Origin of the sequence: Rosistilla ulvae, from assembly GCF_007741475.1 — a bacterium.
GTDB classification, from domain to species: domain Bacteria; phylum Planctomycetota; class Planctomycetia; order Pirellulales; family Pirellulaceae; genus Rosistilla; species Rosistilla ulvae.
In genome coordinates, this window is record NZ_CP036261.1 from 5,679,221 (window position 1) to 5,694,463 (window position 15,243).

The 15,243-nt window shown below is 57.3% G+C and carries 9 protein-coding genes; 3 read left to right on the forward strand and 6 right to left on the reverse strand.

Going from position 1 to position 15,243, the window contains the following annotated elements; all coding sequences use genetic code 11:
- Positions 1 to 21: 21 nt before the first annotated feature.
- The 3 genes from EC9_RS20070 to infA all read right to left on the reverse strand — a co-directional run bounded on the left by EC9_RS20070 (position 22) and on the right by infA (position 3,855).
- Positions 22 to 1,467: a redoxin domain-containing protein gene (locus EC9_RS20070; protein ID WP_145347916.1), complete on the reverse strand. Its 1,446-nt coding sequence runs from the start codon at positions 1,465 to 1,467 to the stop codon at positions 22 to 24.
- A 194-nt stretch (positions 1,468 to 1,661) separates the two neighbouring features.
- Complete coding sequence (locus EC9_RS20075; protein WP_145347917.1) at positions 1,662 to 3,359, reverse strand: hypothetical protein; 1,698 nt, start codon at positions 3,357 to 3,359, stop codon at positions 1,662 to 1,664.
- A 274-nt stretch (positions 3,360 to 3,633) separates the two neighbouring features.
- Positions 3,634 to 3,855, reverse strand: coding sequence for a translation initiation factor IF-1 (gene infA, locus EC9_RS20080; protein ID WP_145098705.1), 222 nt, complete (start codon positions 3,853 to 3,855; stop codon positions 3,634 to 3,636).
- Between the two features lie 380 nt (positions 3,856 to 4,235).
- On the opposite strand from infA, the gene EC9_RS20085 reads away from it, so the two are divergent.
- Together EC9_RS20085 and EC9_RS20090 are read left to right on the forward strand one after the other, a co-directional pair.
- Positions 4,236 to 4,490 (forward strand): hypothetical protein, encoded by a 255-nt coding sequence (locus EC9_RS20085; protein ID WP_145122700.1) that lies wholly within the window; start codon positions 4,236 to 4,238, stop codon positions 4,488 to 4,490.
- A gap of 1,090 nt (positions 4,491 to 5,580) precedes the next feature.
- Positions 5,581 to 6,330 carry a 3-keto-disaccharide hydrolase gene (locus EC9_RS20090; protein ID WP_218934289.1) on the forward strand — a complete coding sequence of 250 codons (750 nt, stop codon included), beginning with the start codon at positions 5,581 to 5,583 and terminating at the stop codon, positions 6,328 to 6,330.
- Between the two features lie 126 nt (positions 6,331 to 6,456).
- On the opposite strand, the gene EC9_RS20095 is transcribed toward EC9_RS20090, so the two are convergent.
- The 3 genes from EC9_RS20095 to EC9_RS20105 all read right to left on the reverse strand — a co-directional run bounded on the left by EC9_RS20095 (position 6,457) and on the right by EC9_RS20105 (position 13,395).
- Positions 6,457 to 7,020 carry a DUF421 domain-containing protein gene (locus tag EC9_RS20095; protein WP_145347918.1) on the reverse strand — a complete coding sequence of 188 codons (564 nt, stop codon included), beginning with the start codon at positions 7,018 to 7,020 and terminating at the stop codon, positions 6,457 to 6,459.
- 161 nt (positions 7,021 to 7,181) lie between these two features.
- On the reverse strand, positions 7,182 to 7,694 hold the full coding sequence (locus tag EC9_RS20100; RefSeq protein ID WP_145347919.1) for a ferritin-like domain-containing protein: 513 nt from the start codon (positions 7,692 to 7,694) through the stop codon (positions 7,182 to 7,184).
- A 307-nt stretch (positions 7,695 to 8,001) separates the two neighbouring features.
- The gene (locus tag EC9_RS20105) at positions 8,002 to 13,395 is read right to left on the reverse strand and encodes a PAS domain S-box protein (RefSeq protein WP_218934290.1); all 5,394 of its coding nucleotides are present in this window, start codon (positions 13,393 to 13,395) and stop codon (positions 8,002 to 8,004) included.
- A 779-nt stretch (positions 13,396 to 14,174) separates the two neighbouring features.
- Between EC9_RS20105 and EC9_RS20110 the strand changes: the two genes are divergently transcribed.
- The gene (locus EC9_RS20110; protein WP_145347921.1) at positions 14,175 to 15,077 is read left to right on the forward strand and encodes an SDR family oxidoreductase; all 903 of its coding nucleotides are present in this window, start codon (positions 14,175 to 14,177) and stop codon (positions 15,075 to 15,077) included.
- Positions 15,078 to 15,243: the final 166 nt, after the last annotated feature.

The window sequence follows — 15,243 nt, forward strand, 5'->3', positions numbered from 1 at the left end:
CGTTTCGCGTTCCGCGACGGCTTACTTTGCCGCCTGCTGGTACATCTCGAGCGTCTTGACCATCTCTTCCTGGAACTTGCCCGGCAATTCCGTCGCCTTGGTTTGCCAAGCGATAGCCTCGGTGGTGTTCCCCTGCTCGAAGTAAACGCGAGCGACGGTATCCAACGCGATCGGAGCTTTTTGATTGGTCAGTTCGACCGAACGCATCGCCGCCTTGAGTGCCAGATCGAGATCGCGATCGTCTCCTTTTGTTTCCGCAGCGATCAACCACGCCAACTGGCTCAGCATGTTGGGATCGCCCCATTGGCGTTGGACCAATTGGTCGATCACCGGATAGGTGTCTGCAAACTGTCCCGCCTTGCGGAGCACTTCCAGCTTGATCATCAACGGTTCATTCCGGTCGGGAAACTCTACCGCCATCGCATCGAGAGCACCGATCGCCGACGCGTAGTCCTCGTCTTTGATCCAACCGCCCATTCGTGTTCGCAGCGCGGTGAACGCTATTTCGTAGCGTTTCGCTTTCTCACGCGATGTTCGCGCCGCCGCAACGTCCCAGTCCCCCTCCAGGATCGCCGACAACGGGCGATCGATCTGAGCGGGATGGCCGATCCATTGGATCATCCCGTCGCGGCCAACGATAAACGCACACGGTATGCCCCGTTCACCCGCGGCTTGCATGTAGCGCAGCTTGGTCGATTTGTTACTGTCCGCCGCGATCGTGTACTGCAAGACATCGTCCCATGTCTTGCCTGGCGCCGCTTCGGTCTCGAAAAAACTGGTGATCTTCTGTGCCGGTTCGTCGCTGACCCCAATGAACTGCACCTTGTCGCCCAACTGCTGCTGTAGTTTGCTCAAGTGAGGCATATTCATCTTGCAGGGGCCGCACCAGCTCGCCCAAAACTCGACGACATAGACCTTGGTGTCCTCAAAACTGCCGACCTCAGGTCCCTTGAACCAGGTGTCGATTTCCAATTCGGGCGCGCGGTCGCCAATCGTCAGCAAGCCGCTTTGCGATGCCGGCTTAAGAGTTGGCGCGGACTTCTTGGCAGGTGCCTGGAGCGCAGCCGGAGCTTGGATTGCCGCAGGAGGCTCGATCGCGGTCGGAGGTGACAGCGTTGGCGGAACCTTGATCTCCGGGGCGGGTGTTTTCTGAGCGACGGGCTTCAGCGCGACCGATGCAGCGGGGGGCACCTTCGCCGCGGCAGGAGCTTCGGCTTGGGGCGCCGAAGTCGGACGCTTCGACTCGGATGGGGCGAGTTGCACGTCGTAGGAATCGACGTGGCCCTCATCGTTCGCATCGACATCGACCTCCGGAACGCTGATCTCTGCCAGCTTGCGAGACGAGGCCAGGCCAGCGGTTTCAGAGCTCGCCTTGTCCAACGCCGACTGACTTGGACCACCGCACCCGACGATAGCAATCGGGGCCATCAACAACAGCCAGCAGTAGCTGGAACGAAGAGTCAACATTGTCTGTAGCTCTCGAATCGACGAGTGTCTGAAAGATTCTGGATTGCAACAATCAGAACGAATATTACCGATGTGTCATCGGCAATCGCATCTGGCATGGTTATCCGATGCCGCATCGACTGCGGCAATTTCAACAATCCGGCGACCTGAAAAGATCAAAGTCGCCCTAGACTAACAACTCGATTGCTATCGGCCTAGAATTCTGGACGCCCTTTGCCCGCTTGAGCGGCGGCGCCGATGACTTGCAAAACGCCATCGTCGATCGAAAATCGCACGCGCTGCCCGTTGGGTTCGATCGGCTGAACGATCCGCACCTTGTCGTGCTCGGGGTTGTTTTGCATCGTCTTGAGCAGCAGATCGGTGATCGAGTTTTCGCTCACCCAATAAGCGTATTGCAGTGCCGGCAGCAACGAAACCGTTCCTTGCGAAAGCGCCTGCGATTGGTTCACCTCCGCATTGGACGATCCATCGACTGTCTCTTTCAACAACGCATCGATATCTTTTCCAGCACCGATGTAGATTCGGTCATCGCTGGTTGCGATCAGCAACGGAATCGAAGATCCGAACATCTTGTTCAGCTCTTTGTTCCCCGCGGGCAGGTCGACGCTGCCGTGATGCAAAGTCAGGCCGGCATAGCTGCCGTCGTTGAACTTAAACTGCGGCGCGTCGGGATTCCCGTCGAATTCGCCCAGGATGTCCTTGGCCAACTGTTCGATCTTCTTGCCTTCGGTAACCGCACCGCCGACGAGCACGCGCAGTTCGTTTTGATCGGTCATCACAACCGCACCGCCGTTCAGTTTGCCCATCTCGACATTGGCGGTCAGCAGTTCCTTGGCGCGAGGCAGATAGGCGTCGATCTTGGCATTGTCACTGTCGGACAACTCGACGTATTGGCCGATCACAGTTCGCAACTGCTTCAGCGATTGATCGATCGACTGCAGCGAGACCTCTTGTTCCTGAGCCCCCATCGTGGCCGCGGCGTGCGTGTAAGCGGTTGCGGTCGGTCGAATCAAACCGGCGAACTCTGTCGGAACCGACTTGCGATCGTTGTACATCTGGGCCAGCGAAGAACCTTCGATTGCGGTTCCGGAGGCATCGACGGAGATTTCATTGCTTTCCGCATCGATCGAAATCCCGATCGTGACGTATTCCGAATCGCGCATCAGCAGTTCCATCTGCTTGATGACTGCTTCGTTGGGTGGTGCGGGTTGGACATTTCCCTCGCCACGCTCCTGCATCCGTTTGACAGCATCATCGAACGCCTGACGCATTTGAGCGACCAAACCCATCCGCATCGGTTCGGGAATTTGTTGCAGATTGGCACGGATCCCGATGTCGTGATCCAGATGCATGTCCTGCAGCAGCGATTTGGGATCGGCGGGCAAATCGGTCAGCGCGGCCCGATCGTTGGCGACATACGCCCATTCCCCCTGGTCGCGGATGTAGATCAAATTCGGCCCCGCTTGCATGACCAGCGTGCCATCGTCCAACGAATCGGCGGGGCCAAACTGAGGCTCCAACCGCTTCAGAACCGCTTTGACGTCGGAGATCGCGAGGAACAACATCGGTGCAGGAACGCCATCGATCATTCGCACGATCACGCCCAACGGTTCGGCCCGATCGATTCCCTGGCTGTAAGCGCCGACGTAGATGTTCAGCATCGCGCCAGCTTGCGGCATCCCCGAGATCGTCGAGAGATGGTTCACGTCGCGCAACAAGCCATCGAGACTGGCCAACGAGACGACGACAACCGGTTCCTCGCTGACTCCGCCTTGTCCCGGATCGGTTTGCGGAGCAACGGCATCAGCCGACGCCACGGCGACTACCGACAACAGACCGACCAGGATCGTCCGGCGGGCGCACCCGATCCCATGATTAAAGAGGCTGAACATCAATCTTATGTCCTTCACAAATTAGACTTCGAAGCAAGACTTCGGGGAACCTGCGCAGGCCAACCGTGGCCGCTTAGGGTGATATCCCCAGCAACGCAAATCGTCACACCACCCCCAAACGCCATGCATACGGGCAAACCTTGACGGATTGCCGTTTGGCGTTTGGGGGAAGTGGGCGCAATCACAAACGACGGATGCGGATTTTCCAAGCGGCGGGCGGTGGGAAGGGTTCGGGCGTAGCATCCTGCGCCGCCGCGGGGGGGGGGGCCAGCGATTAACGCTCGCGATAGACGATTCTGCCCTTGGTCAAATCATATGGAGACAGCTCCACACGGACCTTGTCGCCTGGCACGATACGGATAAAGTGCTTCCGCATCCGTCCAGCGACATGCGCAAGAACCTCGCTGCCAGTTTCCAGCTGAACGCGAAATCGCGTATTCGCCAGGGCCTGAGTTACAGTACCTTCCACTTCAAATGCTTCTTCGTTCTTTGCCATAGACCTCTCAACAACCAAGCGGAACGTTTGCTTTGCAAGCCGCTCGCTCGTACTATTTCGATGATTCACAATGCGGCGGACGCCGCGGTATTGGATGGGGTTACTGCGGCGAGCCGATGATAAGCCCGACGCCAATTTTTGGTTTGTTCAGCATTTATATACCATCAACCCGGTTCCGGTCTACCGAAGCCGCCGTTTTGTTGGATATTGAATCGGTCCAGCGGCCCCCCTCGACACCGCTGCAGCCAAAATCGCGGGGCTAGCATTCCCCTTGGCTACATTCATCCGATCGAATGGACGACAACTAACTTAATCGCCGCTGGGACATTCCCAAGGCCGTTTCGAAATCACCCTCGACGCCCCACAAACGAGTGCTTCGCATGGCTGAACAACACAGCAGACATCAAGAAAAGATCATCAAAAATTATTACCGCAATCGCGACCAAATCGCGCTGCAGCGGTCTCAAGAACTTGTCACCGAACTCTATCTGACGACCGGCAAGAAACGCGAACAGGTTTGGAAGAACCTGGCGGGACACTTAGAGAAGCTCGGTCTACCCGCCGCCCAGATCACGCACCTGCAGGAACAAGACGATCCCGCGGTGATCGCCGAAGTGATCCAAAAGTACGCCTAACGCGAACCGCCACGCAACACCTGGACGGAATCGCGATCGCGACGTGAGCGAGATCAACATTGCCACCCAGCTCAACAAAGGCGGGATGCAACACGGAACCACTCGGAAGAGAAATTCATCGAACTCTCTAGCGGATTTATCTGCTGTATGCCGCGCGAAAAGTTGCTGCAAGAAATTTGGCTCGCTTACGGCCGAGAGCAGATTCCCGGACGCCGTCCGTTCCATGGGACACGTTTGCTGGAGATACATCTCTAGCTGGCGAGACTTCTGCAATAAGCAGGAGTCACCGGAATTCTGGAGCGCCAGGGCCAGTGGTGGCGTTGCGTTTTATATAGAGGAACCGCCAGGGGTCCCCGGAAGGCATGCGTTTATCGCCTCGATGTCGAGAGAACCGTTTGGGGACCGGCGGCAGGAACTCGTCAGCCTCGGCCCAGATTGGAAGGAAGCTAGTTTCCGAACGAAGCTCGACCAATGCCTTCTTGCCGACGAGGAGTTCGATTCAGGCACCGATGCCGGGGCTAGTGGTTTGTCAAACTTGGATTTTAGGACTGATGGTAGTGGACGAGGTCACGAGCTGTTGATTACCCACAAGTCGCAACTACGCCGACGGCGTGGCAGCCATTAGCCGGTGGTTGAGCGAACGCGATACCACCGGAATGACACGAGACGCGAACGGCCGACCGCGAAGGCGGTCGCAGCGCAACTGCATGGGATTCTGCGACCGCCTTCGCGGTCAACTTAGCGAGTTACGTTCGATACCGTAGGTGGCGCTGCGCTTACCTACGGCTAATTGCTTGATTCCCTTCGGGAAATTTGTGGGTAACCGACAGGAGGTCACGAGCCCATAATCTCTGGCGCGAAAGGACTCGTGCCCTCGTCCACTACCCTGAATTCAAATGTGGATGAAGCACTAGCGACAAGGCCCCGATTTCGGGCTGGGGCTTAACGGACCATGATCGCGAGGCATACTCTCGCCCTAAAGTGAATCCCCACCGTATTGTCGCATCGGTGCTGTCATGTTGTAAAATGGGCAACACAAAGAGCCCGTTGCCGACTCCGGCGAATGCAATGAAGTCGAGGAATAACAGAAATGACCGGAAAACAATTCATGAAGTCGACTCTGATTGTCGCCCTGTTGATACAACTCCAGCTGGTCTCAAGCGTCGCCGCCCAAGACGATGCGAGCGATCCCATCCAACTGTTCAATGGCAAGGATCTCGCGGGCTGGTACGCCGACGTTCCCGACGCCGACAACAATCCATCCATCGAACCGAGCTTCATCGTCCGCGAGGGGAAGCTGGTGAGCATGGGCGTGCCGCGCGGACACCTGATCACAAAGAAGTCGTTTAAGGACTATCGTCTCGAAGTCGAGTACCGCTTTGCGGGAGTGCCGGGGAATTGTGGCGTCCTGGTGCACACCGATGGCAAGCGTCCCCGAGTCCTTTACGAAATGTTTCCGGCATCGCTGGAAGTCCAGATGCAGCACCAGGCGGCGGGCGACTTCTGGTGCATCCACGAGGACATCAAGGGTCCAGAGATGGAGGATCGCCGCAAGGGTCCGAAAGAGAATTGGGGTGGTAAACAGGGACAATCCCGCCACATCCTCAACCTGACAGACGGCAGCGAAAAGCCACTGGGCCAATGGAACACGATGGTCATCGAGTGTCTGGGCGACAAGATTCGCGTCCGGGTCAACGGCGACCGAGTCAACGACGGCTACGAGTGCACAGCGCAGCAGGGACAAATTTCATTGCAGGCGGAGGGGGCGGAAGTCGAGTTCCGCAAACTGGAGCTGACTCCGATCACCAAGCTGTCGACAGCCTCTCCGAAAGCCCACTAACCCACCTCGCGGAGTCTCAGTGATTCGCGAAGCCACCACGATCGGCTGGCCCCGTTTCTGATCACCTTTGAACTTCAGTGGCCTCAATTCGGTGTCAGTGGTACCTCTTGCAAAACAACGCTTTAATTAAGTCCTTCGCGTTCTCTGACTCCCCTTCTCCGACCGCGCGCCTCCAGACTCCTCCACCCCAAGGCGTCGCATTTCTTCGACCGACCCAATGCCATCCCGGATGATCGACAGCGACCCTTCGGTTTCGATGATCACCGCATCCACGTCTTCCGGTGCTGCGGCACCGTGCTGTCGCATCGCGGCAAGTATCTCCGCCTGCGTGACCCGCTGCTTCTTCATCGCATCGTGCAAGTAGCGGCCCTGAAAGAAGAGGAGCGTCGGTTCCGATTTGATGAGCTGTGAATACCAGTCGTAGCGGACGGCGAGCCAGGTGGAAACGAGTTGCAGCAGAATCAGCAACGTCAGCGCCGTCGCCCCTTGCACCAGCGAAACGCTTTGCGAGGTGAGGGTGGAGGCCAAAGTCGATCCCAAGGCGATCGTGACCACAAAGTCGAACGCATTCATCTTGGAAAGCGTTCGCTTGCCGCTGGCGCGTAGCAGCAGGATGAGCGCGACGTAAGAGAGCGTCCCGATAACTAGAGTTCGCACGACCGGAGTCCAGCCGTCGAAAAACATGTTCATTTCGAATCCGATCATAAAGAGCGTGATGTCCACGAGCGCGGGCGTCCAATGGCGTGAAGCGTCGCGGCAACCGAGATCGCTTGAGAAACGATCGACGCCACGTCGCGCGGCTGTATCGCCGCGCGACGCTGTGCGTTGGATCGACGAGTCCGAGGCAAGCGTTAGGCGTGCGAGGCCGCCGCATTGACCGACGATTCGGCGATATGCGTCAGCTTCTTATCCGCATCACCTTCCTCTTGCAACGTTTGCTGCAGGAGATCGGCGACGTCTTGTCGACCACACCGCTGGGCGAAGTTCCGCGCTGATCCGTAACCGGCCATCTCGTAGTGCTCAACTCGCTGCGCCGCGGCGATCAACGCCGCGTCTTTGATCGCAGGGTCCCCCTTGGCTTGGATCATCGCTTCGCCCTCTTTGACCAAGCCCTTCATCGCCTCACACGATTCTCGCTTCGCGGAATTGTCGAGAAGTGCAAACGCTTGCTCCAGCCGATTCACCTGCCCCTTGGTCTCTTCCAGATGGCTCTCAAAAGCTTGCTTCAATTGCGGCGATGACGCTGCGTCGGCCATCTTTGGCAACGCATCGACCAATCGATGCTCCGCGTCGTAGAGGTCCTGAAGCTGTTCGACGAGCAGGCATTCAAGCGATTGAAATTCAGTCGTTGAAAACAGTCCCATTGTGGTTCTCCTTGATAGCGTTGGAGGTCGGAAAAAAGGTGCAACGCATTGCACCAACTCCCAGCAACCATCTGCAACTCACGTTCCAAACCTGCCGATCGGATGGGTGATCCCCAGGTCCCAACACGTCTTGCGCCAACCAGGACATTGCACAACCGACGCCGATCCTCCGGCGCACGATTCCCAGTCGAAACGATGCTAGGGACGATCGCTCAGAGAGAGCAAGGACGACAAACCGCGTGTTGCTGCGTCGAACGCTGCAAGTCCCAAAATAGAATGCAGCCAGAGAAGGTTGTAACGCCGGCTGTCAGCGAAGTTTGCAATGGCTGAGGATCTTCTTGATCTGGTCGACAGACGGAGGTTTGACAAGGTGCTCATCAAAACCAACACGCTCGCATCGCTGGCGTGCCTCTTCGTGTCCGTACCCGGTCAACGCGATCATTAGGATATCGTCAAATTTGCCCTCTTGCCGGATCGCCTCAGCCACTTGAAATCCATCGAGTCCCGGCAGCCCAATATCCAGCAACACGATCTCGGGATGTTCTTTGCGAATCAGTTCCAGCGCCGATGGGCCGTCGGAGGCATGATGGATTTCATGTTTGCCGAATTTCTTCAACAGACGATCGAGCAAAAAGACTGCGCTGCGATTGTCGTCGACAAGCACAATCCGACGCACCTTGCTGAGCTGGTGTTGATCGGGGGATTCCTCGGATTGTTGAGCGGACACCTTTCCGGTTGGCAATGTAACCGTAAATTGGCTGCCATGGCCGATCCCTTCGCTTTCAACCATGACGGTTCCGCCATGCAGTTCGACCAATTGCTTGACCAACGTCAGCCCAATCCCCAGTCCCCCCTGGGAACGGTCGAGGGAGCGCGACGATTGCGTAAACAACTGGAACACCCTGGGCAACAATTCCGCATCGATGCCAATGCCTTCGTCTCGAACACAGATCGATACGCGATCGTCATGCGGATCGACGGACAATTGGATATTGCCCCCCGCTTCCATGTATTTGGCCGCGTTACCGAGCAGGTTTTCGATCACCTGGACAATCCGCACGGGGTCCGCGTCCAGCCAGACTGAACGATTAGGCAACGACACTGTCAGCTCGTGCTGGTGGCTGTCGATCGCCGGTCGGACCGCGTCGACAGATTGTCTTACCAACGGGGCCAGCTCCACCGGCTCCCTGCGCAATTCGACTTTGCCACGCATGATCCGCGCTACATCCAACAGGTCGTCGACAAGCCGAACGACATGATCGACTTGGTCCTGCATCATCTTGATCATATCGTTTTGCGGATGCTCGGGTTCCATCGCTAGCAGGTCGAGCCCACTGCGGATCGGAGCGAGCGGATTCCGCAGCTCGTGAGCCAGCATTGCCAAGAATTCATCTTTGCGTTGATCGGCGTCTCGCAATAACTGCTGAACATCGCGCAGTTCGGTGACATCGGTATTCGTTCCGAACCAACGCAACACCTTTCCTTGTTCGCCGCGGATCGGAACGGCGCGGGATAGGAACCAACGGTATTCGCCATTGGCACCGAGCATCGGAAATGTATCTTCCCAAACGTCTTCTCGATTGCGGGCCCGTTCGACTCCATCGACGACCCGGGCGCGGTGTTCGGCTTGGAGCACCTTTGTCCACCCCCAACCCCGCATCTCCTCAAATGAGCGACCTGTGTAGTCATACCATCGTTGGTTGAACCAATTGACTTCACCAAATGCATCGCAGGTCCAGGCCAGTTGGCTCATGTTGTCGGCAAGGATCCGGAACCGTTGTTCGCTCTCGTGAATCGCCTTGTGCGCCCGGTAGCGTTCGATCGCAATCGCAGCAAATCCAGCCAGCTGCTGCATCGCCGCGAATTCCTCCTCACGGGCAGTTCGCGGAACGGGGAAATAAACCGCCAAGGTTCCGAGCAAAGTCCCGTCCCCCAAAAGGATCGGCTCCGACCAACAGGCACCGGCGATACCATGCACGGCAGCTAAATCGCGGAAATTGGTCCACAGCGGATCCGACTGGATATCTTCCACCAGAACCGTCGCACGACGATGGGCAGCGGTGCCGCACGATCCCTGCCCTTCTCCGATGCGGATGCCGTCGATTGCCTGATTGTAAGCATCAGCCAGGTGCGGAGCGGCCCCAAGACGCATGCGTTCGCAATTCTCATCGAGCAGCAAGATAGAACCGAGCCCGCCATCGATTTGACGTTCTAAAAAGTAGACGACCTCGGTCAAAACCTCGCGAAGCGGACGATGATTGTTGATCATCTCCAACACGCGCGCTTGGCTGAGCCTAAAGTCCTGAGCTGTCTTGCGCTGATGATTATCGGTGACCGAGCCAATAAAACCGAGAAAGTTATGATTCGAATCGAAGTGAGGTCGCCCCATATCGATCGCCCAGCGGTACTCTCCATCAGCGGTGAGGACGCGATAATCGATCGTGAATGGCTGCCGATTTTCATTGGCGTGTTGAAATATTTTGCCCGACGACTCGCGGTCATCTGGATGTACCGCACGAAGCCATCCGGTGCCGAGGCCCTCGTCGGCTGTCTGGCCAGTAAACTCACACCATCCCCGGGAAATAAACGTGCAATGCCCTTTTGGATCGGTGACCCATAGCATTGCCGGAGCATTGTCAGCCATGCCTCGAAACGCGGCTTCACGCTCGCGCATCGCAGCCTCCGCCTGTTTGCGTTCGGTGACGTCCCGAGTTACTGCCAACTGGACCGTCCGACCGTCATCCAATGGCAAGGGGACCGCATGCGTTTCCATCTGCCGCCGCGTGCCCGATTTCCCGACGATATCAAATTCCAAGATGCCTCTTCGCCCTCGGCAGATATCTTCGTTGAAGTTGCGAAAAGCGTCTCGGTGTTCGGCCGCAATGATCCCCCACACCGACTGCCCCACGACATCGGATTCCTTGTCCGCCTCAACCATCTGCAGCCCCGCAGTGTTCATTTGCACCAAGGTGCCGTCGGCCGCGACCAATTTGATGCACTCGGGCGTTGCATCAAAAATCGCCTGTAGAAACCGCTCTCGCTGATGCAATGATTCCTGCGAATGCTTTTGCTCGGTCACATCGACCACGACTCCCAGCATTCGGACCGGGTTGCCGTGCTCATCCGAGATAACTTGGCCACGGTCTTCCAGCCACGCAATCTCGCCTTCTTCGTTGAGACAACGGAATTGAATCTCAAATTCGGAACCAGATTCGACAGCTTGATCGATCGTCGCGCGGACACGGTCGACATCCTCGGGATGCACCAATTCAAACACGTCGGAGACCGAGGCAAACCGCGTCTGCTGTAAAAATTTCGGCAGCACCTCGGTGCAATTTTCAGACAACGTCACCTCACCCGATTCCAAATTCCAATCCCACACGAACATCCGCGCCGCGGCAAGGGCGATCGTTAACCGCGCCTCGCTTTCCTTCGCCAAACGTGTCGCTTCGCCACGCAGTTTGGCAATTTTCAAATGGGCTTCGACGCGAGCTAACAATTCGCGGGCAGTGAATGGTTTGATCAGGTAGTCGTCCGCTCCCGACCTGAGCCCCTCCACACAACTCTCTTCGCCGGCGCGGGCCGACAACAGGATGAATGGGATGTCAGCCAACTCGCGATCCTCGCGGACCTGCTCAAGCAATTCGCCCCCTCCCAACCGCGGCATCATCACATCGCTGAGAATCAAGTCCGGGGGTTGGACTTTGATCCGTTCGAGCGCCTGCTGGCCATCGGAAACCGAGACGACTCGATAGTGCGAAGCCAACAGCCGAGAAACGTAGCTGAGCATATCGGCATTGTCGTCGGCAACCAGAATCACAGGCTTGTCCGACCGCGAAGACGGACTGGTTTCCGCAAATTCGTTCTGGTTGTTCCCGTCGTGGCTCGCGGCACTTGCGTGCGTTGCTTGATGCGGCAACCAACGCAACGCCTCGTCCACGATCGAGACCGCCAGTCTCGTTGCCGGCATGTCGCCCGGCGAATCGGCGGGAGAATCGACAACTTGATCGCTGGGCAGATGAGCTTTTCCCCGAGGCAGACGGATCGTAAAAACGCTGCCGACTCCCAACTGGCTTTCGACCTCGATGGTTCCGCCATGCATTTGGACCAAATCATGGACCAACGCCAATCCAATCCCACTTCCCTCGTGCGACCTTCCCACGGTCCCCTCTATCCGATGAAAGCGGTCGAAGATTTTGGCGAGATGTTCGGCCGGAATTCCGCTTCCGGTATCGCTCACCCGCAGGCGAACCCCATCGTCTGTTTCGTCTAACAGAATCGAAACCTTGCCTTTGAGCGTGTACTTGTGCGCGTTGGACAGGAGATTCAAAACGATCTTCTCCCACAGATCGAAATCGACAAATACGGCTTGGCGGATCCGGCGGCAATCGACATGGTATTCCAAGCCTGCGTTTTCCATGGCTGAACGGAACACGCTGGCCAGTTCGGACGTCAGTTTGGCAAGGTCCAGCGGCCGAAAGTGGGCTTCGGCGCGGCCCGCTTCTAAGCGAGAGAAATCCAACAGCGAGTTGACCAACCGCAGCAGTCGCATTCCGTTCCGATTGACGATTTCCAAATCGCGCTTAATCTGCGGCGAGATTTCCTCCGGACCGCTCCGGTTCAACATGTCGCCGACCGGACCGAGAATCAACGTCAGCGGCGTACGAAACTCATGGCTAACGTTCGAGAAAAAGGCAGTCTTGGCGCGATCCAGCTCAGCCAATGCGTCGGACCGCCGCCGCTCCTCTTCATACGCTTTTGCATTGGCGACCACGGTGACCAATTGCCCGGCCAACAGATCGAAGAAGCCGCGATAGCGGTCCTCGAACGGTAGACGCGGACTGATTCCCGCCACCAAGAAACCGTCCATTTGATGCTGCCCGGGGCGAGCCAAGGGCAACACGACGGCACCCGTCGGCGGCTCGGGCCAGATTCCCACATTCAGTTCATGCAATCGATCCGGTAGCGCGTCGACATGCACCGGCGTCCCGCTGTCGCTCACGTTTGCCAACGGCCATGGCGTCGGATTGTTCGTCAAATCAATCGACGCAGGCGCAATGATCTCATCGGGCGGCAAGCCCGCCGTCCCGTGTAGGTGCGCAAATCTCTGGTCGCTATCGAGCAGATAGATCAACGAGAAGGGCAAGTCGCGAAGATTGTTGCCGAGGATTTCAGCAGCCCGCTCGCAGGCGTCCGCGGCGTTGCGCAGGGTGTCCGTCGTACCGGCAGCCAATTCCCGGAGCGTCTTCAACCGCCGCTCGCCAATCGTGCGCTGAGTGTCCTCGGTCACAACGCATAACATTCCGTCGACCGTGCCATCATCGCCCGGCAAGGGGCTGTAGGAAAACGTATGGTAGGTCTCTTCGGGAAAACCGCTCCGTTGAAGGAACAACAACAAGCCTTCGTCCCAGGTCGCTTCCCCCGTGCGCAACACTTTCTCAGCCCGCGGCCCAACGTCGTCCCAAATCTCCGACCAAACATCGCGTGCCGGCTTCCCAAACGCCGCGGGATGTTTCGGCCCCAAAGTCATTTGCGCATAGGCGTCGTTATAGAAAAAAGTGAAATCGGGGCCCCAGCCAAGCCACATTGCGTAACGCGAACCAAGCATGATCTGGACGGCGGTCTTGAGGGCAGCAGGCCAACGTTCGATCGGCCCGACTGGGGTCTGTGACCAATCGAAGTCCCGCGTCCGCCTAGCCATCTCACAATCGCTGAAAGGAAAGTGTGTCGATTGGCTAGTTGTTGATGTTTTATGCTCGCCCATAAAGTGTCGCGTTAAGGGTAAAGAGTTCCAGTGATTTCCCAAGCATTCAGTTGCCCTGAGCGAGGTCGGCTGCTTTTTTAGACAAGCCCACTGACCCTCGTGTGATCAAACATCTGCCCACTGAGCCGCATGTCTGAGCTTCGCAGAAACAATATACAGCTCCCCGCAGAATTGCACAGCGATCCCCAGCCAGACGTGCAACAACGGCAGGCCGGATTCGGCTGAGCAGCTCGCCGAACAAGCAACCAAGCTGAATGAGATTCATCCGCCCAGGCAATTCGGTTGCCGAGTTGTTTTTGTTTGATCGAAGATCGTTCCGAACGTTGCTGGGCCATCCAGTCCTTGCGCCGAAATCATCGAGAGAGAAGATCATCGACTTGGCTAATGCAATCTTCATCTGCCGGCCCAGATGCGGATACTCCGAGGAAGCGACCCCGGCGCCGTTGGAACACACATATGATGCGGGGTGGCCGTCCCCTTCAACGACACGTTGGCCGATGCAGAATCGATCGCTAAGCCAATCGCTTCACTTCCAGATGTTCTGGCGTTTGGATCGCAGACTCGACCTTGGCGACGATTGCCTGTTGCAACTTTTGAACAAGAGCCAGTTCAACCGCCGGATACTCATGATTTCTGGCGCGCGGTTTGCAACCAACACAGGATCGCAAACAAGTCAGCTATCCCACCCCAAGGTACCGTTACAGGAGTTCCTATCTATGTCCGTACAAACCACTGAACGCGTTAAGCTGGTCGATCCTCGCGATGCTCATGCGAAGCCCCCATTTAAAAATCAGTCGCCGATCGAGATGCCCGGGCATACAGCCCAGATGGATCCGGTTCCCGATCACGGCGAGCAGTCGTATCGGGGATCTGGAAAGCTCAACGGCCTGTCCGCTCTGGTGACCGGTGGCGACAGTGGAATCGGCCGTGCGATCGCACTTTGTTATGCTCGCGAAGGGGCGAATGTGGCGATCAACTATTTGTCCGAAAGCGACGACGCCCAGCAAACCGCTGAGTTGGTGAAGGAAGCCGGTGCGAACGCCGTGGTCCTCCCGGGCGACTTGCGCGACGAGTCGTTCTGCGAGCGGTTGGTCGATGATGCGTTCGACCAACTCGGTGCGATTGACATCCTGGTCAACAACGCCGCCTACCAACAAACGCGAGAAGAAATTGACGACTGGTCGACCGAAACGTTCGATCGGATTTTCAAAACGAATGTCTATGCAACCTTTTGGCTGTGTCGCGCCGCAATGAAACGGCTCCCGCCCGGAGGAAGCATCATCAACACCGCCTCGATCCAGGGCTATGATCCCTCAGCCTACTTGCTGCCCTATTCGGCGACAAAATCAGCGTTGTTGGGGATGACCAAGGGCCTGGCAAAGTTGGGAAGCAAGCATGGGGTCCGCGTCAATGCGGTCGCTCCTGGACCGGTCTGGACCCCGCTGATCCCCGGCACCATGCCGCAGGACCACCTGCAGAACTTCGGTGCCGACACGTTGTTCCAACGACCAGCTCAGCCGATCGAACTTGCGCCGCTTTATGTTTGGCTAGCGAGCCCCGATGCCAGCTATGTCACCGCGGAAGTCTTCGGATGTACCGGCGGCAAGACACCTGTCTGATCGTCTCGTGCGAAAGCAATGCCGCCGTGCAACCCGATGGTCTGAGCGGTTTCCGACCAGCCTGTGGTCGGTACCGCAACAGTCTCGGCCGCACCGAGGCACGGCTGCCGTCAAATCGGGAGAAATCCACGTTCGCTGCAAAAGTCGTGGCGACAACCAACTCTGC